Annotated in this window: 20 protein-coding genes and 3 pseudogenes; 13 read left to right on the top strand and 10 right to left on the bottom strand. The window is 70.8% G+C overall.

The window, feature by feature from the left end; translation table 11 throughout:
- Positions 1-18: 18 nt before the first annotated feature.
- A pseudogene (locus ACQEVG_RS32340) lies at positions 19-289 on the bottom strand (multicopper oxidase domain-containing protein); the annotation flags it as partial.
- On the opposite strand from ACQEVG_RS32340, the pseudogene ACQEVG_RS32335 reads away from it, so the two are divergent.
- Positions 281-490, top strand: a pseudogene (locus ACQEVG_RS32335) (family 16 glycoside hydrolase); the annotation flags it as partial. The pseudogenes ACQEVG_RS32340 and ACQEVG_RS32335 sit on opposite strands and share 9 nt — an antisense overlap.
- A 68-nt stretch (positions 491-558) precedes the next feature.
- Here the strand turns inward: ACQEVG_RS32335 and ligD are convergent.
- Entirely contained in the window at positions 559-1,572 is a 1,014-nt protein-coding gene (ligD, locus tag ACQEVG_RS32330; protein WP_432990403.1) for a non-homologous end-joining DNA ligase, read from the bottom strand.
- A gap of 52 nt (positions 1,573-1,624) precedes the next feature.
- On the opposite strand from ligD, the gene ACQEVG_RS32325 reads away from it, so the two are divergent.
- Together ACQEVG_RS32325 and ACQEVG_RS32320 are read left to right on the top strand one after the other, a co-directional pair.
- A complete protein-coding gene (locus ACQEVG_RS32325; RefSeq protein WP_432990401.1) occupies positions 1,625-2,695 on the top strand; it encodes an ATP-dependent DNA ligase in 1,071 nt (356 codons plus the stop codon).
- A 347-nt stretch (positions 2,696-3,042) separates the two neighbouring features.
- Entirely contained in the window at positions 3,043-3,300 is a 258-nt protein-coding gene (locus ACQEVG_RS32320) for a hypothetical protein (protein WP_432990399.1), read from the top strand.
- Between the two features lie 36 nt (positions 3,301-3,336).
- Here ACQEVG_RS32320 and ACQEVG_RS32315 read toward each other — a convergent pair whose 3' ends face one another.
- Complete coding sequence (locus tag ACQEVG_RS32315) at positions 3,337-3,768, bottom strand: YchJ family protein (RefSeq protein WP_432990397.1); 432 nt, start codon at positions 3,766-3,768, stop codon at positions 3,337-3,339.
- Between the two features lie 142 nt (positions 3,769-3,910).
- Here ACQEVG_RS32315 and ACQEVG_RS32310 point away from each other — a divergent pair, with 142 nt between their 5' ends.
- Entirely contained in the window at positions 3,911-5,668 is a 1,758-nt protein-coding gene (locus tag ACQEVG_RS32310; protein WP_432993063.1) for a hydroxysqualene dehydroxylase, read from the top strand.
- Here the strand turns inward: ACQEVG_RS32310 and ACQEVG_RS32305 are convergent.
- Positions 5,668-6,262: pseudogene (locus ACQEVG_RS32305) on the bottom strand (amino acid ABC transporter ATP-binding protein); the annotation flags it as partial. The gene ACQEVG_RS32310 and the pseudogene ACQEVG_RS32305 sit on opposite strands and share 1 nt — an antisense overlap.
- A gap of 403 nt (positions 6,263-6,665) precedes the next feature.
- Between ACQEVG_RS32305 and ACQEVG_RS32300 the strand changes: the two are divergent.
- The 4 genes from ACQEVG_RS32300 to ACQEVG_RS32285 are packed head-to-tail and all read left to right on the top strand — an operon-like array spanning position 6,666 to position 9,683.
- The gene (locus tag ACQEVG_RS32300; protein ID WP_432990395.1) at positions 6,666-7,721 is read left to right on the top strand and encodes an NAD-dependent epimerase/dehydratase family protein; all 1,056 of its coding nucleotides are present in this window, start codon (positions 6,666-6,668) and stop codon (positions 7,719-7,721) included.
- On the top strand, positions 7,718-8,401 hold the full coding sequence (locus ACQEVG_RS32295; RefSeq protein ID WP_432990393.1) for a glycosyltransferase family 2 protein: 684 nt from the start codon (positions 7,718-7,720) through the stop codon (positions 8,399-8,401). The genes ACQEVG_RS32300 and ACQEVG_RS32295 overlap by 4 nt, the downstream gene beginning before the upstream one ends.
- Entirely contained in the window at positions 8,398-9,039 is a 642-nt protein-coding gene (locus tag ACQEVG_RS32290) for a TIGR04282 family arsenosugar biosynthesis glycosyltransferase (RefSeq protein WP_432990391.1), read from the top strand. The genes ACQEVG_RS32295 and ACQEVG_RS32290 overlap by 4 nt, the downstream gene beginning before the upstream one ends.
- On the top strand, positions 9,036-9,683 hold the full coding sequence (locus ACQEVG_RS32285) for a methyltransferase domain-containing protein (protein ID WP_432990389.1): 648 nt from the start codon (positions 9,036-9,038) through the stop codon (positions 9,681-9,683). Before ACQEVG_RS32290 ends, ACQEVG_RS32285 begins: the two co-directional genes overlap by 4 nt.
- Here the strand turns inward: ACQEVG_RS32285 and ACQEVG_RS32280 are convergent.
- The 3 genes from ACQEVG_RS32280 to ACQEVG_RS32270 form a co-directional block, all read right to left on the bottom strand.
- On the bottom strand, positions 9,596-10,228 hold the full coding sequence (locus tag ACQEVG_RS32280; protein WP_432990387.1) for a hypothetical protein: 633 nt from the start codon (positions 10,226-10,228) through the stop codon (positions 9,596-9,598). The two genes, ACQEVG_RS32285 and ACQEVG_RS32280, sit on opposite strands and share 88 nt — an antisense overlap.
- Before the next feature lie 129 nt (positions 10,229-10,357).
- Complete coding sequence (locus tag ACQEVG_RS32275) at positions 10,358-10,747, bottom strand: hypothetical protein (RefSeq protein ID WP_432990385.1); 390 nt, start codon at positions 10,745-10,747, stop codon at positions 10,358-10,360.
- On the bottom strand, positions 10,747-11,952 hold the full coding sequence (locus ACQEVG_RS32270) for a molybdopterin-dependent oxidoreductase (protein WP_432990383.1): 1,206 nt from the start codon (positions 11,950-11,952) through the stop codon (positions 10,747-10,749). The genes ACQEVG_RS32275 and ACQEVG_RS32270 overlap by 1 nt, the downstream gene beginning before the upstream one ends.
- Before the next feature lie 112 nt (positions 11,953-12,064).
- Between ACQEVG_RS32270 and ACQEVG_RS32265 the strand changes: the two genes are divergently transcribed.
- On the top strand, positions 12,065-13,573 hold the full coding sequence (locus tag ACQEVG_RS32265) for a glycosyltransferase 87 family protein (protein ID WP_432990381.1): 1,509 nt from the start codon (positions 12,065-12,067) through the stop codon (positions 13,571-13,573).
- Between the two features lie 118 nt (positions 13,574-13,691).
- Here the strand turns inward: ACQEVG_RS32265 and ACQEVG_RS32260 are convergent, their stop codons facing one another.
- Complete coding sequence (locus ACQEVG_RS32260) at positions 13,692-13,868, bottom strand: hypothetical protein (RefSeq protein WP_432990379.1); 177 nt, start codon at positions 13,866-13,868, stop codon at positions 13,692-13,694.
- A 159-nt stretch (positions 13,869-14,027) separates the two neighbouring features.
- Between ACQEVG_RS32260 and ACQEVG_RS32255 the strand changes: the two genes are divergently transcribed.
- Positions 14,028-15,932 (top strand): M64 family metallopeptidase, encoded by a 1,905-nt coding sequence (locus ACQEVG_RS32255; protein ID WP_432990377.1) that lies wholly within the window; start codon positions 14,028-14,030, stop codon positions 15,930-15,932.
- A gap of 87 nt (positions 15,933-16,019) precedes the next feature.
- Here ACQEVG_RS32255 and ACQEVG_RS32250 read toward each other — a convergent pair whose 3' ends face one another.
- Together ACQEVG_RS32250 and ACQEVG_RS32245 are read right to left on the bottom strand one after the other, a co-directional pair.
- Positions 16,020-16,277, bottom strand: coding sequence for a DUF397 domain-containing protein (locus tag ACQEVG_RS32250; RefSeq protein WP_432990375.1), 258 nt, complete (start codon positions 16,275-16,277; stop codon positions 16,020-16,022).
- The gene (locus tag ACQEVG_RS32245; RefSeq protein ID WP_432990373.1) at positions 16,278-17,138 is read right to left on the bottom strand and encodes a helix-turn-helix domain-containing protein; all 861 of its coding nucleotides are present in this window, start codon (positions 17,136-17,138) and stop codon (positions 16,278-16,280) included.
- 125 nt (positions 17,139-17,263) lie between these two features.
- Between ACQEVG_RS32245 and ACQEVG_RS32240 the strand changes: the two genes are divergently transcribed.
- The 3 genes from ACQEVG_RS32240 to ACQEVG_RS32230 are packed head-to-tail and all read left to right on the top strand — an operon-like array spanning position 17,264 to position 18,530.
- Complete coding sequence (locus ACQEVG_RS32240) at positions 17,264-17,764, top strand: ATP-binding protein (protein WP_432990371.1); 501 nt, start codon at positions 17,264-17,266, stop codon at positions 17,762-17,764.
- Positions 17,758-18,177, top strand: coding sequence for a hypothetical protein (locus ACQEVG_RS32235; RefSeq protein WP_432990369.1), 420 nt, complete (start codon positions 17,758-17,760; stop codon positions 18,175-18,177). The genes ACQEVG_RS32240 and ACQEVG_RS32235 overlap by 7 nt, the downstream gene beginning before the upstream one ends.
- Before the next feature lie 59 nt (positions 18,178-18,236).
- Positions 18,237-18,530: a hypothetical protein gene (locus ACQEVG_RS32230; RefSeq protein WP_432990367.1), complete on the top strand. Its 294-nt coding sequence runs from the start codon at positions 18,237-18,239 to the stop codon at positions 18,528-18,530.
- Positions 18,531-18,619: the final 89 nt, after the last annotated feature.

Genomic DNA, 18,619 nt, shown 5'->3' with positions numbered 1-18,619 from the left:
ACGCCTGGGTCTGAATGCTCAGTGGTTGTGGCCGCCCGTCTTCGCGTCGGTGTCCGGATCCGCTTCCGGATCCGCGCCCGGTTCCGGGTTCGCGCCCGCCGGGTGGTGCTGCTCGTATCCCGGAATCGTGCCGTCCGGCTTCGCCACCAGAAACAGCCCGGCCATGCCATGTCGGAGTGGCTCTGGACATGGCAGTGGTACATCCACGCCCCGCGCCCACATGCTCGCCCGCGACGACCTGGAAGCCGAACGAGTCCGCCGGGCCCGTGATCTTGTTGTCGACGGCACGCAGGCATCGTTCAGCAAGTGGCAGCATGTGGGCGGTGGTTCGTTCGGCGTGGGCGCCGACGGGTCGATGACGAGCGGCACCACCAGGGGCGGCCTCGGCATGCTGTGGTTCCCGCAGCGGCAGTACGGGGACTTCTCGCTGAAGCTGCAGTGGCGGGACGACGCGCGGGGCAACGGCAAGGCCAACAGCGGTGTCTTCGTGTGTGATCTCGTACCGCGATATCCGGGTCAAGGAGCTGTAGTACGAAACCGGGCCCCGGCGCGACGCGCTCAGGCGTCGTCGGGCCGGGCCCTGCTCGGCTGGACCCGCTTCGGCTCGCCCGGCATCTTCGGATACTCCGGCGGGTACGGCAGATCACCCAGGCCGTGTTCCGCCTCGTCCCGGCGGGCCAGCTCCAGCAGGCTCTCCAGGCTGAAGCGGCGGTCGTCCATGTCCGCGTGGACATCGCCCAGCTCGGCGTACCGCGTGGTCATCGTCTTGATGTCGAAGTCCTGCGGCACGGCGTCGTCGATCTCGTCCCAGCGCAGGGGCGCGGAGACCGGGGCGTGCGGGCGGGGACGTACGGAGTAGGCGGAGGCGATGGTGCGGTCCCGGGCCGTCTGGTTGTAGTCGACGAAGATCCGCTTGCCACGCTCCTCCTTCCACCACTTGATGGTGACCCGGTCCGGCATACGGCGCTCCAGCTGCCGGCCGACGGCGATCGCCGCACGCCGGACCTGGGTGAAGGTCCAGCGCGGTTCGATCGGTACGAAGACATGGATCCCGCGTCCGCCGGATGTCTTGGGCCAGCCGCGCAGCCCTGCCTCGTCCAGGACTGCCCGCAGTTCATGGGCGGCGTGCACGGCGTCCGCGTAGTCCGTACCGGGCTGCGGGTCGAGGTCGATGCGCAGCTCGTCGGGGTGGTCGGTGTCGTCGCGGCGTACGGGCCAGGGGTGGAAGGTGACGGCTCCGAGGTTGGCGGCCCACAGCACGGCGGCGGGTTCCGTCGGACACATCTCGTCCGCGGACCGGCCACTGGGGAAGGTGATGTGGGCGGTCGGAATCCAGTCGGGGAGGTATTTGGGAGCGCGTTTCTGGAAGAAGGACTCGCCGGTCACTCCGTCGGGGTAGCGCTCCAGGGTGGTGGGCCGGTTCCGCAGGGCACGGGTGATGCCGTCGCCGACAGCGAGGTAGTAGCGGACCATGTCCAGCTTGGTGTAGCCGCGCTCGGGGAAGTAGACCTTGTCGGGATTGGACACGCGTACGGTTCGCTCGCCCACTTCCAGTTCCATCGCACCGGCCATGCCCGTCAGCGTAGGCCGTGCCGAGATTCATCGCATATTGGACAATCGGCGTATGGATCTGCCCGTGATGCCACCCGTGAAGCCCATGCTGGCCAAGCCCGTGAAGAAGATCCCACCGGGTATGCAGTACGAGGCCAAATGGGACGGCTTCCGGGCGATCGTCCACCGGGACGGCGACGAGCTGGTGATCGGCTCCAGGACCGGCAAGCCGCTCACCCGCTACTTCCCCGAGCTGGCCGCCGATCTGCTGGCCAATCTCCCCGAGCGCTGTGTCGTCGACGGCGAGATCGTCATCGCCCACGAGGGACGGCTGGACTTCGACCGGCTCACGGAACGCATCCACCCGGCCGATTCCAGGGTGAGGCTGCTCGCCGAGCAGACCCCCGCGAGTTTTGTCGCCTTCGATCTGCTCGCCATCGGTGACGAGGCCCTGCTGGACGCCCCGCTCTCGGTCCGGCGCACCACGCTGGCCGCCGCACTGGTAGGCGCCGCACCGCCCGTGCACCTCGCGCCCGCCACCACCGACGCCGCGCTGGCGCAGGAGTGGTTCGAGCGGTACGAGGGCGCCGGGCTCGACGGGATCATCGCCAAGCCGCTGGACCTGCCGTACCGGCCGGACGCCCGGCTGATGTTCAAGATCAAGCACGAACGCACGGCGGACACGGTCGTGGCCGGATACCGCTTCCACAAGAGCGGCCCCATCGTCGGCTCACTCCTCCTCGGGTTGTACGACGACTCGGGCGCGCTCCAGCACGTCGGCGTCTGTGCCGCCTTCTCGATGAAGCGCCGCGAGGAGCTGATCGAGGAGCTCGAGCCGCTGCTGATGGACCCTCCGGACGGCCACCCCTGGGCGGCGTGGGCCGAGGAGAGCGCCCATGAGAGCGCCCGGCTGCCCGGAGCGCTGAGCCGCTGGACGGGCAAGAAGGACCTGTCGTGGGTGGCGCTGCGGCCGGAGCGGGTGATCGAGGTCGCGTACGACCACATGGAGGGCGACCGATTCCGGCACACGGCGCAGTTCCGCCGCTGGCGGCCGGACCGCACCCCCGCGGAATGCACCTACGCGCAGCTGGAGGAGCCGGTCCGGTACGACCTGGCCGAGGTGTTTTCCGCCCCCGGCCAGTGAGCACGGCCCCGCCACTCCCAGTCGTCGCTTTTGCGACGAACGATGATCGATTGGGGTGCCTGGTCCGCGTTCGCGTATGGTATGTCCGCGGTGCTGTCGGAGACAGCCGGCCGGGCGGGTCGCGCAGTGCCGTCGACTTCTGATCGTGGCTCGCGGGCGGGGAGTTGACGGGGTCTCAGCACCGACGCGGGAGTCGACGTACTCCCGCGTCCTGGGAATCAACAGGTGATCCGAAACGGTTGCCGCACAGAGACATCCCCGCCGTCGAATCCGGAAGCGTGTCCGGTACGTATGAAGGGGTGGGCCGCCGACCTCCGGCGCTCGACAGAGAAGAAGAAGGACTACACGTGACCGCGTCGCCCCTCATTCCGGTACCGATCCCCGATCGCGTCGCCGCGCTGATCGGTTCCTGCATGCCGATCGACATTCTGCAGGCGGAGATCGACGCCGAGTGCGCCGCACGCGAGGCGACCCGGTTCCGTGCCCCGCTGTGCGCCGAGGACCGGGCGGACCGTGAGCACGCCCTGTCCACGCTGGCAATGGCCAACAAGATCCTGGCCGCCTACAACCCGCGACTGATCATCAAGCCGTCGCGCGCTCACTGACCGGGGACTCGCTCGACCCCGGCCCGGGAGCCCCGCTCACTCCACGAAGATCCCGTCCACATAGACCCATGCGCTGTTCCGGCGCTCGAAGCGGCTGCGCTCCTGCAGCGCGCCGCGCTTCCCGTGGTGCCGGTAGCGGGCCCGGAAGGTGACCGTGCCGGACGAGTGGAAGGCGCTGCCGTCCGTGGTGTCCAGGATTTCCAGCCCCGTCCAGTGCATTCCCGGGTCGAGTTCGAGGTGCCGCGGTCTGGTGGAGGGGTGCCAGGTACGCAGCAGATACTCCTCGTTCCCGGCCGCGAAGGCGCTGTAGCGGGAGCGCATCAGCAGTTCGGCGGTGGGGGCGGCCGACTCCCCCGAGTGGAAGCGGCCGCAGCACTCGCCATAGGCGGCGGGCAGCCCGCACGGGCAGGGCGAGGTGTCGGCGAGGGCGGGGGCCTGGCCGCGGGAGCGGGAGCTGCGTCGGGACATGGTTCCATTTTCCAGCCATTGAACGAATGGGCCCACGCATGGCTTCCGGGTCATGGGCGATCTCCGTATGCTCCTGCGCCGAAGCCGACAGTTACCGTCGGTAAGGGGGAGGGATCAGGTGGGCAGCACACGACGCACCTTCATGGCGGGAGCGGGGGCCGCCGCAGTCGCCGGCACGGCGGCTCTGGCCGCGGCAGGCACCGCGGCGGCGGCCGGGCGCACCACGGGGGACGGCACCCGGGCCGCCCCGTCGGTCGCCGTGCTCGGCGGCGGGGTGGCCGGCCTCACCGCCGCCCATGAGCTGGCCGAACGCGGATTCCAGGTCACGGTCTACGAGTGCAGGGCACTGGGCGGCAAGGCCCGCAGCATGGACGTCCCGAACAGCGCGAAGGGCGGCCGGGGACCCCTCCCCGCGGAGCACGGCTTCCGCTTCATCCCCGGCATCTACCACAATCTGCCGGACACGATGAGGCGCATTCCCTTCCCCGGAAACGCCAACGGCGTCTGGGACAACCTGGTGGCGCCGGCGGAGATGTCGTTCGCGCGCACCGGCCGCGAGGACTTACGGATCCCACTCCCCTGGCCGGGTCACCAGCCCGCGGACCTGTCACTCGACGAGATCCGCCGTGCGCTCACCGGAATGCTGGAAACCGTCCGGGGCATCCCGGCCCACGAGACGGCGTACTTCGTCAACCGGGGGCTGGTCTTCCTCACCAGCTGCGCCGAGCGGCGCGACGAGGCATGGGAGAGCACGCCCTGGTGGGAGTTCATCCGGGCCGAGCAGATGAGTTACGACTACCAGCGCATCCTGGCCGTCGGCCTCACCCGGAACATCGTCGCCACCAAGGCCGAGGAGGCCAGCACCCGTACGGTCGCCACGCTCCTTGAGGCCTTCGTCTTCAACGCGCTCGGCCGGGGCGCCGACGGACCGCTCGACCGGATACTCAACGCCCCCACCAACGAGGCCTGGATCGACCCCTGGGTGGACCATCTGAAGAAGCTGGGCGTGGACTTCCGGGTCGGCTGGACGGTACGGGAAGTGAAGTACGCCGCCGGCAAGGTGGCGGCCGCCGTGATCGAGGACCCTCAGGGGGTGCGCCGTTCGGTGACCGCCGATCACTACATGTCCGCGATGCCGGTGGAGCACGCGCGGCGGACCTGGGGAGCCGATCTTCGTGCGGCAGACCCCCAGCTTGCCCGCTGCGACAAGCTGGAGACGGACTGGATGACGGGCATCCAGTTCTATCTGACCGAGCAGGCGCCCCTGCCGCACGGCCACCTCAACTGCATCGACTCCCCCTGGTCCCTGACGGCCATTCAGCAGGCCGGGCACTGGCCGTCCCGGAACTTCCCCGTCGACTACGGCGACGGAGTCGCGGTGGACTGTCTGTCGGTGGACATCTCCGAGTGGGACAGGCCCGGGATTCTGTACGGGAAGACGGCCAAGCAGTGCACTCGTACCGAGGTCGCGAGAGAGGTGTGGGCGCAGCTGAAGGCCGCGGTCAACGACACCGGCCGCACGGTACTCAAGGACAGCGCGCTCCACTCCTGGTTCCTGGACCCGGGCGTGGACGGCCTCGGCACGCCCCACCCGACCAATGAGGACGAGCTGTTGATCCACCCCGTCGGCACGTTCCACAACCGTCCGCAGGCCGCCACCCGGATCCCCAACTTCTTCCTGGCGGGCGACTACGTGGCCGTGGACATCGACCTGGCGACGATGGAGGGCGCGAACGCCTCGGCCCGCGCGGCGGTCAACGCCCTCTTGGACAGGGCGGGTTCGACCGCGGCGCGGTGCACCGTACAGAAGCTCTTCAGCGCTCCGGAGATCGAGCGGATGAAGCGCCATGACCGCGCGCGGTACCGGCTGGGACTGCGGAACGCCTTCGACCTGGGGTGAGAGGTCCCGTACGACCGAGAGCACCTCGCCGACCAGCTCGAGGTCGAGCGCCGCGGTGATCTCATCGAGGAGCAGCAGCCGCGGGCGGACCGCGAGTGCGCGGACGATCGCGGCGCGCTGCTGCTGGCCGCCGCTGAGCCGGTCGGGATCCTCCCCCGCCTTGTCGCCGAGGCCGAGGCGGGCCAGCAGTTCGCGGGCCCGCTCCTCGGCCTCCGCGCGCGGCACGCCGAGGACCCGCCGCGGGGCAAGCGTGATGTTCTCCAGCACCGTCATGTGCGGGAAGAGGTTGTACGCCTGGAAGACGACGCCTATCCGGCGGCGTACCGCATCGGGGTCGGCCCGCGGGTCGGTGATCTCCTCGCCGTCGAGGAAGATCGCCCCGTCGTCGATCTCCTCCAGCAGATTCGCGCATCGCAGCAGCGTCGACTTGCCCGAGCCGGAGGCGCCGATCAGCGCGGTCACGGTGTGCGTCGCGACATCGAGCGTTACGTCCCGCAGCACGACATGGTCCCGGCCGAAGGTCTTGCGTACGGATTGCGACCACATGACATCCGGACGGCCGGTGTGGCTGCCGCCCCGCTGATCGAACGACATGCGCTTGCCGGTCCGGAGTTCGGTGACCCGCTCGGTAGCCGTTGTCGCGGATCTTTCTTCACCTCGTCGCCCGGACGCCGGCTTGGCGGTGACATGGACGTACTGCCGGGTCCGGTCGGCCCTGCTGATGGTGAGACAGCCGTACGCTCCGTTGTTCCAGGCGCCCGGCTGCATTCCGCCGTACATATGGCCGCCGCCCTCTCGCCCCAGGCGGCGTAGCAGAGTCGCAAGGCCACGCGAACCAGGGCCCGGGGCGGCGTATCGGCAGGCAGCTCGCGGCGCCGACCTGGCCCGGTCAGTGCGGACACAAGGGTCTGGACTGGCGCGGAGAAGTCCTTACGGACCTGTGACGGCACGGCGTGCGACGGCGATCAGCGGGGTTCCGGGTCGTAGCGTCGCCAGTATGCGTGTACTCGTCACAGGAGGCGCGGGCTTCATCGGCTCGCAGGTCGTCACGGCGCTCGCCGCCCGCGGCCATGACCCGGTCGTACTCGACGCCCTGCTCCCGGCGGCCCATCCGGAACCCCCGCCGCTGTCGGAGGCCGAGTGGATCCTCGGGGACGTGCGGGACCGGACACTGCTGTCGCCGGCGCTGCGCGGCGTGGACGCGGTCTGCCATCAGGCCGCGATGGTCGGGCTCGGCAAGGACTTCGCGGACGCACCGGAGTACGTCGGCTGCAATGACCTGGGCACGGCGGTGCTCCTTGCGGCGATGGCCGAGGCGGGCGTGCCCGATCTGGTGCTCGCCGGTTCCATGGTCGTCTACGGCGAGGGCCGCTACGACTGCCGGCTGCACGGCCGGGTGCGGCCAGGCCCGCGCGCCGCCGCCGACCTCGCGTCCGGCCGCTTCGAGCCGCTGTGCCCCGAGTGCGGCGCGGAGTTGGCGTCGGGTCTGGTGGGCGAGGACGCGCCGATGGACCCGCGCAATGTGTACGCGACGACGAAACTGGCCCAGGAGCACCTGGCCGCGGCGTGGGCCAGAGCGACGGGCGGCCGGGCGGTGGCCCTGCGCTACCACAATGTGTACGGGCCGGGGATGCCGCGCGACACCCCGTACGCCGGGGTGGCCTCCTTCTTCCGTTCCGCGCTGCAACGGGGCGAGCCGCCACGGGTCTTCGAGGACGGGCGGCAGCGGCGGGACTTCGTCCATGTCCGGGATGTCGCGGACGCGAACGCGATCGCGCTGGAAGCGGTGCGCGGCCGCGAGCCGGGCGTGCTCACCGCGTACAACACCGGCAGCGGGACACCGCACACGGTGGGCGAGATGGCCGACGCGCTCGCCTCGGCCCACGGCGGTCCGGCGCCGGTGGTCACCGGGGAGTTCCGTCTTGGCGATGTCCGGCACATTACCGCGGACTCGCGGCGGCTGCGGGCGGAGCTGGGCTGGAAGGCGCGGGTCGGTTTCGCGGAGGGCATGGCCCAGTTCGCGGCGAGCGACCTGCGGGGTGCGGCGTCATGAGGGTGGATGTGGTTCTGCCGTGTCTGGACGAGGCCGAGGCGCTGCCGTGGGTGCTGGAGCGGATCCCGCCGGGCTGGCGCGCGATCGTCGTGGACAACGGCTCGACGGACGGCTCGGCCGTGATCGCCCGCGGACTCGGCGCGAGCGTGGTGCACGAGGAGCGGCGCGGCTTCGGGGCAGCGTGCCATGCGGGACTGCTCGCCGCGGAGGCGGAGTATGTGTGCTTCTGCGACTGTGACGCCTCGCTGGACCCGGGGCTGCTGACCGGATTCGTACGCCAACTGATCGACGGTGAGGCCGACTTGGTGCTGGGACGACGGCGCCCGCAGGGCCGGGGCGCCTGGCCGCCGCACGCCCGCGCGGGAAATCTGGCGCTGGCACGGATGCTGCGCCGCCGAACCGGCCTGCGGCTGCGCGACCTGGGACCGATGCGTGCGGCGCGCCGCGAGGAGTTGCTGGCCCTGGACCTGACGGACCGGCGCAGCGGCTACCCGCTCCAGATGGTGGTCCGCGCGGCGGACGCGGGCTGGCGGGTGACGGAGGGGGACGTCCCGTATCTGCCGAGATCGGGAAAGTCGAAGGTGACGGGCACATGGCGGGGCACCTGGCAGGCGGTCAGGGACATGCGGGCAGTGCTGTCGGAGCGCCCGATGAGCGAGGTCGCGGGTGGGGTGCGATGACGGCCCGACACGCCCCCGGCACGCTCGTCGTCATCGCCAAGGCCCCCGTCGCCGGGCGGGTCAAGACACGGCTTTGTCCCGCCTACTCGCCCGCGGAGGCCGCCCGGCTCGCCGAGGCCGCGCTCCGGGACACCCTGGACGTCGTGCTCACCACTCCCGTACGCCGTCGGCTTCTCGTGCTCGACGGTGCGCGCGGCGACTGGCTGCCGGCCGGGTTCGAGGTCGTGCCGCAGTGTGCGGGCGGGCTCGATGTGCGGCTGGCCCAGGCCTTCGGGCTCTGTACGGGGCCCACGCTGCTGGTCGGTATGGACACTCCGCAGATCACCGCTGAACTCCTCACCACAGGACTGGAGTTGGCTGCGGGAGAGGCCTCGTTCGGACCGGCCGTCGACGGCGGGTTCTGGGCGCTCGGGATGGCCGAGCCCGATCCCGCGCTGTTGCGGGGAGTGCCGATGTCCGTGCCCGAGACCGGGGCGGTCCAGCGGCACCGGCTGGACCGGGCCGGACTGAGCGTGCGCGAGCTGCCGCTCCTGCGTGATGTCGACACCGCGGCGGACGCACGCCTGGTCGCGGCGGAGGCACCGGGCACCGGGTTCGCCATGGCGCTGGCCGCGCTCGCCGGGACAGGGGTGCGATGACCGCCCCCGCCTGGCAGGCCGATCCGTACACCGACGCTCTGCGCACCGGCCGGGGCCCGCTGTTCCTGCGCCGTCTGGACGGCTGGCTGCTGCCCCTGGAGGTCGAACGCTGGTGTGCCGCGCCGGACGCCGCCGATCTGACCGTGCTCGGGCGGTGCCGGGGCGCGGTGCTCGACATCGGCTGCGGTCCCGGCAGGCTCGTCGCCGCGCTGGCCGCGCTGGGCAGGCCGACACTCGGCATCGATGTGAGCCCCGAAGCGGTGGCCCGCACCCTGCGCACGGGCGGCAGCGCGCTGCACCGTTCGGTCTTCGATCCGCTTCCCCGTGAGGGGAGTTGGGGAACCGCCCTGCTCATCGACGGCAACATAGGCATCGGCGGCGACCCGCACGCCCTGCTCGCCCGCGTCGCGCGCCTGGTCGCCGAGGACGGTGTGCTGCTCGCCGAGACGGCCCCGCTCGATGTGGACGAGCGCGTGCAGGTGCGGGTCTTCGACGGCGGACGTGCGCAGGGCTCGGCCTTCCCCTGGGCGCGTGTCGGCACCCCCGCGCTGCTCGACTACGCGCGATCCACCGGCTGGGAGGTCCCGGCGGCCGAGCGGTGGACGGTGGCCGGGCGCACCTTCGTCGCGCTGCGCCGCGCCTGATCCACAAGACGTGCCCAGAAGGTGCTCGGGCCGCGCCGCCGCGCCGTGGTGAACACGGGCGGCTGACCGGCCGGTACCGGCTGCACCTCCTGGTCGACGTCGCCCTGCCACAGCAGCACCCCGCGCCGCCGCTCCCAACGGGCCGCCCGTTCGGCCCGCATCAGCGGGTCGACGGCCCAGAAGAGGTTGAAGACCGCGGCCAGCGGTTCGAACGCGGCGAGCACCGTGGCCACCACGATCCAGAAGCCGAACATCGTGCCGTAGAACTTCAGCAGCGTGCGTCGGCCCTGCGCCGGAGCGGGCAGCGCGGTGGCGGGATCCGCGATCGGGACGGCCGCGCGGAACAGCGGAAGGTCGCCCTCCTTGAGCAGCCTGGTCGTGGAGAGCAGGCCCCATACGATCCCCCACCCCAGCATCGCGACGGGGAACCACCAGCCCGGCAATCTGACGGGTCCGTTCACGGCGATGCCCACCGCCAGGGCGATCAGCCCCGTCACCACGCACACCGAGGCGTACGCCAACTGCTTGTGGACGAATCTGACCATGGCCGCGTCCCCCGTGCTCGACCCGCCTGCCCGACCTGCCCGACTGTCCGCCAGGAACGGGCCCTCATCTGCCACTATGCCCACGCACCGGGGGACATCGACCTCCCGGCCGAGCCGTTCGCCAAAAGTTCAGCGGCGCGGAACTCTGCGCCACAGCCGTCGCGCGAGAAGCAGTACGCCGGTGAGCACCGCCACGGCCGCCAGAACGAGCAGCCAGTTGCGCAGATAGTCCAGTGGCAGCGCCGACGGGTTCGTCGGCCGCCCGGGCCGCAGCAGCACCGGCAGGGCGACCATCGTCAGACACCCGGCCACCACCAGCGCGCCGCGCACCGTGCCCCGGGCGGGGACGGCCGCGAGCAACAGGCCGATGCCGAGCACCAGCGGCGCGATGATCCCGTCGTGCAGGACGACCGCGCCCGCCAGCCACAGCGCCACGTCCTTGATCTGTCCACCTGTCGCCAGCAGCACCGCGCCGACGGCCATGAGGGCGAGGCCCAGTGCGCCCGTCACGATCCGCATCACATGACCTCCATCCTGGTGACCCATTTGGTCTGCAGCACGCCAGGGCGGTTCGGGGCGATGATGCGTGCCGGGAAGCCGTGGTCCAGCGAGAGCACCTGGCCGTTGAGGCGCAGGGCGAGCAGGGTGAGCGGATCGCGGGCGTAGTCGCTGCCCATCTCCATCACGCGGTAGGCGCCACGCTTCTCCAGCGACACCACCCGTACCGCCGCTCCGGGACGCGCTCCGGCCCGCTCCAGCAGGTCCCGTACGCGTACTCCGGTCCAGTCGGCCGACTTGCTCCAGCCCTCCACGCAGGCGATCGGCAGGGTCACCGTGTGCTGGGGCAGCGCGGTGAGCTCGTCGAGGGTGAGTTGGTAGGAGTGTCTGCCGAGCACCGTCAGCCGCCAGTGGACGCTGCTCACTCCCGCGAGGCCCGCGGCGGCCGCCGTGCGGTTGACCGGCAGTTGCTGCGGCCCATGGTCGGGATGGCGCGGTGCGAGCAGGTCGAAGCGCTTCAGCGGGGTGAACGACTGGCCGACGGTCGTCAGCGTGACCGCGCCGACCGCGGCCGCGACGCCGGTGAGCAGGGAGCGCCGGTCCGGCCCGTCCGCGGCCGGGAGTTCGAGTGTGCCGGGCGAGCGTCTGCTCCAATGCGCCCTGATCTCGGGATACTTGACCGCGATGTGCAGGACGACCGCGCCGACCAGCAGCCAGCCGACGGCGAAATGCACCGGTACGAAGGAGAACGGCCACGGGTACCACTGCACGGTGTTGAGCAGGCCGCTGAAGAGCTGGAAGACGGCGGCGGCGACGAGCACCGCCACGGAGAGCCGCTCCAGCGCATGCCGTACGGACCGCAGCGGTGGCCGGGCGAAGAGCCTGGGATAGACCGTCCACAGCTTCGCGAGCAGCAGCGGGATCGCCGCGATCCCGCTCGCCACATGCAGGCCCTGCGTCAGCCGGTAGCCCCATGTCGGACGGCTCGGCAGTACGTCCGCCAGCCAGCCCGGCGGGTGCTGCAGATAGTGGCTGGTCAGGCCGGTGACAAAGCAGACGGCGATCGCGGCGCCCAGCCAGCGGCCGAGCGAGGTGGCCGTGCGGGCGTCGTGCAGCCTGCCCGAGAAAGTGGGCGGGGCGAGGGCGGGCAGCCGGGGCAGTCGAGGCGGCCGGGGCACCCGGATTGCCTTGGGCACTCGGAACGATCGCGGCGGTCGGAGCTTCATGTGTCCATCACACCTCCGCAAGGCCCCCGCGGACGGTCGTGACACCTTACGGAATGCGGACATCAGGGGCCGGCGCACGGCCCGTCCCGGCTCAGGCTGCCACGCTGAACGTGTGATCAACCCGCGTACCCTCGCCGCCGGCGCCCTGGTGGCGGCCCTCACCGCCGTGCTCGCCCTGACCATCCGCAAGGACGGCTACTTCACCGATCCCGCCGGACTCGCCTGGTGGTACGCCGCCTGCTGGGCGCTCTTCGCGGCGGCGGCCCTCGCCGTGCGCAAAGCTCCGTTGCGCCACGCCGTGGTCCTGATCGTCGCGGGCGGTGTCACCGTCGCCGCGACCGGGCTGCTCGCTCCCCCGCGCACCAGCACCGACTCGTACCGCTACGCCTGGGACGGCAGGGTGCAGGCGGCCGGGATCTCGCCGTACGACCACGCCCCCGCCGACCCGGCGCTCGCCGGGCTGCGCGACGACTGGCTGTTTCCCACCGGGACAGGCTGCACGGGTCCGGACCGGGCGCCCGTCCCCGGCCCCGTGGGCGAGGCGCACTGCACCCGGATCAACCGGCCGCAGGTGCACACCATCTACCCGCCGGTGGCGGAGGGGTACTTTCTGCTCGTCCACGAACTCTCGCCGGACGGCGCGCGCCACAAGGCGCTGCAGACGGGCGGCGCGCTGCTGTCCCTCGCCACCACCGCGGCGCTGCTGCTCGTCCTGCGCAGACGCGGCGATCCGCGCCGTGCGGCGTACTGGGCGTGGTGTCCGATCGTGCCCATCGAGGCCGTGAACAACGCGCACGCCGATGTGCTCGGCGCGCTGCTCGCGGTCGTGGGTCTGGCGGGTGTCTGTTGGATCAGGCCGGACCAGCGAGCGGGGTCCGGCGATGAACGTTCCTTCCGTGCCCGAAGGGCTACGGGGGAGCATCGGCGACTGACGACAACGCGGCGAGGTGCCGTGCCAGGGCCCGCGAGCCCGGCAAGATCCGAAAGACACCCCCAGGGAGTGCGGCGGCGCATGGCGGGCGGGGCGCTGCTCGGCGCGGCGATCGTCACCAAGCTGCTGCCCGCCGTGGTGCTGCCGGGCGCGCTGTCCGGTGTGCGGCGGGTGCGCGATGCAGCGGCCGTGCTGCTGCCCGCGGCAGCCGTGGTGGCGGTGAGCTATCTGCCGTACGTCCTCGCCTCCGACAGCTCGGTCCTCGGTTTCCTCGGCGGCTATATGGAGGAGGAGGGGTACGACGACCCCTCGGCCGACAACCGTTTCGCGCTGCTGCGGCTGGTGCTCCCGGACGGCTGGGCTCCGGGTGCCGCGGTCCTCGTCCTGCTGGCCGTCACCGTCCACGTCATATGGCGCGGCGATCCCGAACGCCCCTGGAGCGGCGCACTGTTGGTGACCGGTACGGCATTCCTGCTGCTGACCCCGGGCTACTCCTGGTACGCGCTGCTGCTGGTCGCTCTGGTGGCGCTCGACGGGCGGTGGGAGTGGCTGGCGGTCGCGGTCGCGGGAGCCGCGAAGTACGTCGGCGTGTACATGGGCGTCAAGCCGGACGGGCTGGGCACCACGGTGTACGCGGTCGCGGCCGGCGCGGTGCTCGCCGGCCGCGTACTGCGCCGCCAGGCCCGGTAGCCCAGGAAGCCGGGTCGGCGACGCCTCCGATGTCACCACTCGCCCGTACAACGACAACGTCGGTTCCCAGGACCACAACCAGGTCCCGGAAACCGACGTCACGAAGCGCAGCAGCGGCTCAGGGCAATTGGCGCCCCATCTTCGCCGACCGCCGATTGTGCTCCTTGGTGTCCCGCCACTCTTCCAGCAGGGTGCGGACCAGATGCACGAGTTGCCCGAGTCGATCAGGGTCGGGGGCGGGGGAGGTGAACACATCCGCAAAGGACTTGTCGTCCCACGGAGAGTGAACACCCAACGCTCGTCCTGATGGCCTTGACGCACCACCGTGAGCCGGTATGTCAATGTCACGCTGCGGTCCGAGTGATGGTCGACCGAGGCCGGCCGCACGGGGGAACCTCATGGCCAACTCGGCTGTCTTTACGGCCCGTTGGGCACCGCCCTACGCTCCGTCCCCATGACCTCACCCGGCACACGCTTACGAAGAGCAGCCGCGCTCGCCACCGCGGGCGCGCTGCTCACCACCGGCCTGCTGGCCGCCACCCCCGCGACGGCGGCCGACACCCCCGTCACCGAGGCCGCCACGGTGGTGCCCGTCCAGACCACAGGCGCCGCCGACAAGCGCTTCAACATCATCGTCCTCGGCGACGGCTACACCGCCGAGGAGATGCCGGCCTTCCGCGCCGACGTCGACAAACATCTCAATGTGCTCTGGTCCACCGAGCCCTTCGCCTCCTACCGCTCCTACGTCAACGTCTGGGCGGTGGAGGTCCCTTCGGCCGAGTCCGGCGTGGACTGCGACCCGTCACTGGACTCACCGCGCCGTGACACCGCCCTGGGCATGGGTTTCTGGGGCGGCTGCGAGGCGAACAGCGTGCGGCGCCTGCTCACCGTCGACAGCACCTCGGCGACCGCTCTCGCCGATCTCGTCCCCGGCTCCACGAGCGCCAACCGGCAGATCGTGGCGCTCGCCAACAGCGACACCTACGGCGGCGCGGGCGGCACCTTCGCCACGGCGTCCGGCGGCAATGCGCTCTCCTCGCTGATCACTCCGCACGAGATCGGCCACTCGCTGGGCAAACTCCAGGACGAGTACGACTACTACGCCCGGGGCGTCCCCGGAGACGCCTACGACGGCGGAGAGCCTTCCTCCGTCCACCACACCCTGCTCACCGAGGAGCAGATGAAGCGGCAGCGGGCCAAGTGGTGGCGCTGGCTGGGTGAGAAGAGCGAGTCCGGCGGGGTCATCGGCGCCTTCGAGGGCGGGATGTACAGCACCAAGGGGGTCTGGCGGCCCAGCAAGCACTCGATCATGAAGACCCTCGGCTACGCCTTCGACCAGGTCGGGCGTGAGGTCATGGTCCAGAAGATCTCCGCCAAGGTGAATCTCGTGCAGGACCACACCCCCAACACCGCAGCGATCGGCGACGACCGCACCGTGTGGGTGGACACCCTGCATCCGGTGGGCGGTGAGCTCGATCTCGTATGGTGGCTCGACGGCCGTCCGCTGCCTCTCGCCGACGGTGCCCGCACGCTGGATCTGCGCCGGCTCCAACTCTCCCCCGGCACGCACTCGCTGACGGCGACCGTCACCGATCCCACGCCATTCGTGCGTGACCCCGCGATCCGTACGTCGGCCGCACTGACGCGCACCGTCTCCTGGAGTGTGGACACGGCCCTCACGACCCCTCGGGAGCCGGTCCGGGCCGCGTTCACCAGTCACACCGACACCAAGGCCCCGCTGGGCGCGGCGTCGGTCGTGTACGCCGACACCACCCACCCCGTCGACCGGACCCCGGCGGTCCGCTGGACGCTCGACGGGCGGCCGGTGGCGAACCCCGGCAACGACCGCGATCTCGATCTGGGCGCGCTGCGGCTGCGTCCCGGCACCCACACCCTTGCGGCCCGGATCGCGGGCTCCGGACTCATGCTGACCTGGACGGTCGACGCCACACCGGCAGCGGGTGCGTACGCGCTGTCGAAGCCGCTGCGCACGGTGGAACGGCCGGGCAGGCCGGTGGAGTACGTCTACGACGGGCCGTTCACGATGAAGCTGACGGCACGCGACAACGAGGGCCGCTCCGTGGTCGCGCAGTTCCGGGTCGACGGCGACGGCTGGCAGACGTACTACGGCTGGCCGACCGACGCGGACGCGCCGTACCGCTTCACCCCCGGCGGCACAGTGATCGACAACCTCGTCTACGGCAAGCTGGGCAGGACGCGCGCGGTTCCGTGGGACGACGCCACTCCCGACTACGGCACCCACACGATCGAGTACCGGACGATCGACTCGGCCGGCAATGTCTCGGCGTCCCAGTCCTTCCTGGCGACGCTGCTCCCGCCGCCGGCCGCGACCGGCTGAACGGCCAGGCCCTGCCGACGGCACGCGTACGGCGGAACCGGATCACCGCTCGCGGTCTGCGTCCCGCGCCCGACAGAGGGCGCGGGGTCAGGCCGCGTCCGCCGAGCCCTCGGGCAGCAGGAAGTCCGCCTGCCCGGACTTGGCCCCCTCGATGAACGCAGCGATCTCGTTGGGGGTGTAGATCAGCGCGGGGCCGTCCGGGTCCGCGGACTGACGTACGGCGACCCGGCCGTCGGCAAGCTTCATGGTCTCGAAGCAGTTTCCGCCGTTGCCGCCGCTCCACGGCTTGCGCCAGCCCTCGTCGCCCAGCTCGGCGGCCGGCATGCCGTTGTAGATGTGGTCCATTCACAGCTCCTTGCGGAGATCCCTGAGGATCTCCTTCGTGCGTTGCGCAGTCGCGGCCTGAGCCGCCATGCGGTCCAGAACCTCCAGATGCGAGGCGACCTCGGGACGCGCGTCGAGATAGACCGCGCCGGTCAGATACTCGCTGTAGACCATGTCCGGGAGCTCGGGGACGGCGAACCGGAACAGCACGAACGGCCCATAGGTGCCGGGGTGGTGTCCGGTCGCGAACTCCGCGATCTGCAGGGTGACATGGGGCAGCTGGGCGCCTTCGAGCAGTTTGTCGATCTGTGCTCGCATGACGCCCGGGCTGCCGACGGGTCGGCGGAACACCGTCTCGTCCATGATCACCCAGAACTTGGGTGCGTCGGGGCTGGTGAGCAGGGCCTGGCGTTCCATCCGAAGCGCCACATGGCGATCGATGTCGGCCGGATCGGTCTGTCCGACGGCTCCGCCGAGCATGATCGCCCGGGCGTAGTCCTCGGTCTGCAGCAGACCTGGCACAAAGTGCGGCTCATAGGCGCGGATGAGGCCGGCCGCGCCCTCCAGGCTGACGTACATGCTGAACCAGCCCGGCAGAACATCGTGAAAGCGCTGCCACCAACCGGGCTTATTGGCCTCTTCAGCCAGCTCGATAAAACCGCGGGCCTCGTCGTCGGTGATCCCGTACGCATTCAGCAGCAGCTGAACATAAGGGATCTTCAGCGCAACCTCGGCGGTTTCCATCCGGCGGATGGTGCCTGCGGCCACGCGAAGCACCCGTGCCGCTTCTTCGCGCCTGAGTCCGGCTCGCTCCCGCAGATCCTGCAGGCGCTTGCCCAGAACTACCTGACCCACGGTGGGGGCGGACCGCGGTTCACTCACTTCGAGACCTCCCCACGTGCTGTTGCGAGCAGTGTGCCACGCCCCTGCCACGATGAATACGACCACTCTGACTTTTTCAGAGTGACCCTTGCCAAGGTGTCCATTGCAGCGGGACAGTGGTCGTTGTGAACCGTGACGCGCTCACCGCCCAGCTCGTGGACCCATGCTCGGGGGCCGACCACCGCCGGTATGGCTTCGAGTTGCCCGCGCGCGCCGAATTCGTCGCCAGAGCCAGAAAGCTCGCGCGCGAGCGGCTCCGCTGCTGGCACATAGGCGGGGATCTGCACGACACGGCGATGCTCGTCGTCTCCGAGCTGGTCACCAACGCGGTCGTGCACACCGATGGCCACCTGTTGGCCTGCGAACTGCTCAACGGCCCCGAGCACTTGCGCATCACCGTGCAGGACCAGGGCTCCTCGCCCGCGGAGCCTCATGTGTGCCACGGCATCGAGGAGGAACGCGGACGCGGGCTGCTGCTGGTCGAGGCGGTGAGCAGCGCGTGGGGCGCGTACCACGCGAAGCACGGTTCGGGCCGCGTCGTCTGGGCGGAACTGCAGCGCTCGGAAGCTGCGTACGGAGCGGAATTTCGAGCGGACTTTCCGTACGGCGCGGAGAGGCCGTGCTGAAGAACCTGGCGGTGCTCCTCGCACGGAGCCGCCGCCACGAGAGCGAGTCCCGGATGACCCGGCTCGTCCTCCCGTCCCCGCTGTCGGCCGATCTGGGCTGCGACGCCGTGGGCGTGCCCGCACGATACGGCTTCCGGCTGCTCGGCCGACTGCCGCGGCACGGCTGCGTCTTCGCCGACGCCGGCTGGTGGTGGTGGATCGTGCCCGCGGGCTCCGACCAGGAGCTGACCTGGCCGCTGCCGTCGCACTACGCCCGCGGGGCGTACGTACCGGCGACCAGGCCCCGGCTGATCCGCCGACTCGACGACACCAGCCCCTACACCCCGCCGATTCCGCTCTATCTGATGGCCTGCCAGCTCACCGGAACCACTCCCCGGTGGCCGGTGGGCGTCGGCAGTGCGCGCGGCGCGTGAGCTGACCGGAGTGCAGCCCTGGCACCCTCCACGGGGACCGGGCGGCTAGTCTTCCGAGCATGTCAGAAGCCAATTCGAGCCCGGATCGGCAGGGGCTCACACCACGTCAGGCACGCCACGTACGGATTGCTCTCTCCGCGGTCATCATGATCGCCGTGGGGGTCACTCTCGTACTGCGGCTCGGCAGCACCCACTCGGTGCTGACCATGGGCTTCTACGGCTTCGCACTGATCCTCTCCGGCAGCGCGCTGGTCCTCAGCCGACAGGGGCGCACTCGGGTGGCCACCGCGGTGCTGGGTGTCTGTGTCGCGGTGGCACTCGTGGCGGAATGGGCCATCGATTCGATGCGCTGAGGCGGGCGGAACGCGAACGGGGATAGGTCAGGCCCCCGCCCGGGGGATAGGCGGGGGCCTGGTCTTGGGGGTTGATCAGCTGCTGCTCG

Source organism: Streptomyces sp. CA-135486, from assembly GCF_050936555.1.
Classification (GTDB): Bacteria; Actinomycetota; Actinomycetes; order Streptomycetales; family Streptomycetaceae; genus Streptomyces.
The sequence above is the reverse complement of the archived record's forward strand: the minus strand, read 5'-3'. Positions and strand labels throughout refer to the sequence as shown.

Excerpts from the sequence above, each read along its gene's own strand:
- ligD (WP_432990403.1), bottom strand. The coding sequence starts at position 1,572 with ATGGCCGGTGCGATGGAACTGGAAGTGGGCGAGCGAACCGTACGCGTG.
- ACQEVG_RS32325 (WP_432990401.1), top strand. The coding sequence starts at position 1,625 with ATGGATCTGCCCGTGATGCCACCCGTGAAGCCCATGCTGGCCAAGCCC.
- ACQEVG_RS32315 (WP_432990397.1), bottom strand. The coding sequence starts at position 3,768 with ATGTCCCGACGCAGCTCCCGCTCCCGCGGCCAGGCCCCCGCCCTCGCC.
- ACQEVG_RS32310 (WP_432993063.1), top strand. The coding sequence starts at position 3,911 with ATGGCGGGAGCGGGGGCCGCCGCAGTCGCCGGCACGGCGGCTCTGGCC.
- ACQEVG_RS32300 (WP_432990395.1), top strand. The coding sequence starts at position 6,666 with ATGCGTGTACTCGTCACAGGAGGCGCGGGCTTCATCGGCTCGCAGGTC.
- ACQEVG_RS32295 (WP_432990393.1), top strand. The coding sequence starts at position 7,718 with ATGAGGGTGGATGTGGTTCTGCCGTGTCTGGACGAGGCCGAGGCGCTG.
- ACQEVG_RS32290 (WP_432990391.1), top strand. The coding sequence starts at position 8,398 with ATGACGGCCCGACACGCCCCCGGCACGCTCGTCGTCATCGCCAAGGCC.
- ACQEVG_RS32285 (WP_432990389.1), top strand. The coding sequence starts at position 9,036 with ATGACCGCCCCCGCCTGGCAGGCCGATCCGTACACCGACGCTCTGCGC.
- ACQEVG_RS32280 (WP_432990387.1), bottom strand. The coding sequence starts at position 10,228 with ATGGTCAGATTCGTCCACAAGCAGTTGGCGTACGCCTCGGTGTGCGTG.
- ACQEVG_RS32275 (WP_432990385.1), bottom strand. The coding sequence starts at position 10,747 with ATGCGGATCGTGACGGGCGCACTGGGCCTCGCCCTCATGGCCGTCGGC.
- ACQEVG_RS32270 (WP_432990383.1), bottom strand. The coding sequence starts at position 11,952 with ATGAAGCTCCGACCGCCGCGATCGTTCCGAGTGCCCAAGGCAATCCGG.
- ACQEVG_RS32255 (WP_432990377.1), top strand. The coding sequence starts at position 14,028 with ATGACCTCACCCGGCACACGCTTACGAAGAGCAGCCGCGCTCGCCACC.
- ACQEVG_RS32250 (WP_432990375.1), bottom strand. The coding sequence starts at position 16,277 with ATGGACCACATCTACAACGGCATGCCGGCCGCCGAGCTGGGCGACGAG.
- ACQEVG_RS32230 (WP_432990367.1), top strand. The coding sequence starts at position 18,237 with ATGTCAGAAGCCAATTCGAGCCCGGATCGGCAGGGGCTCACACCACGT.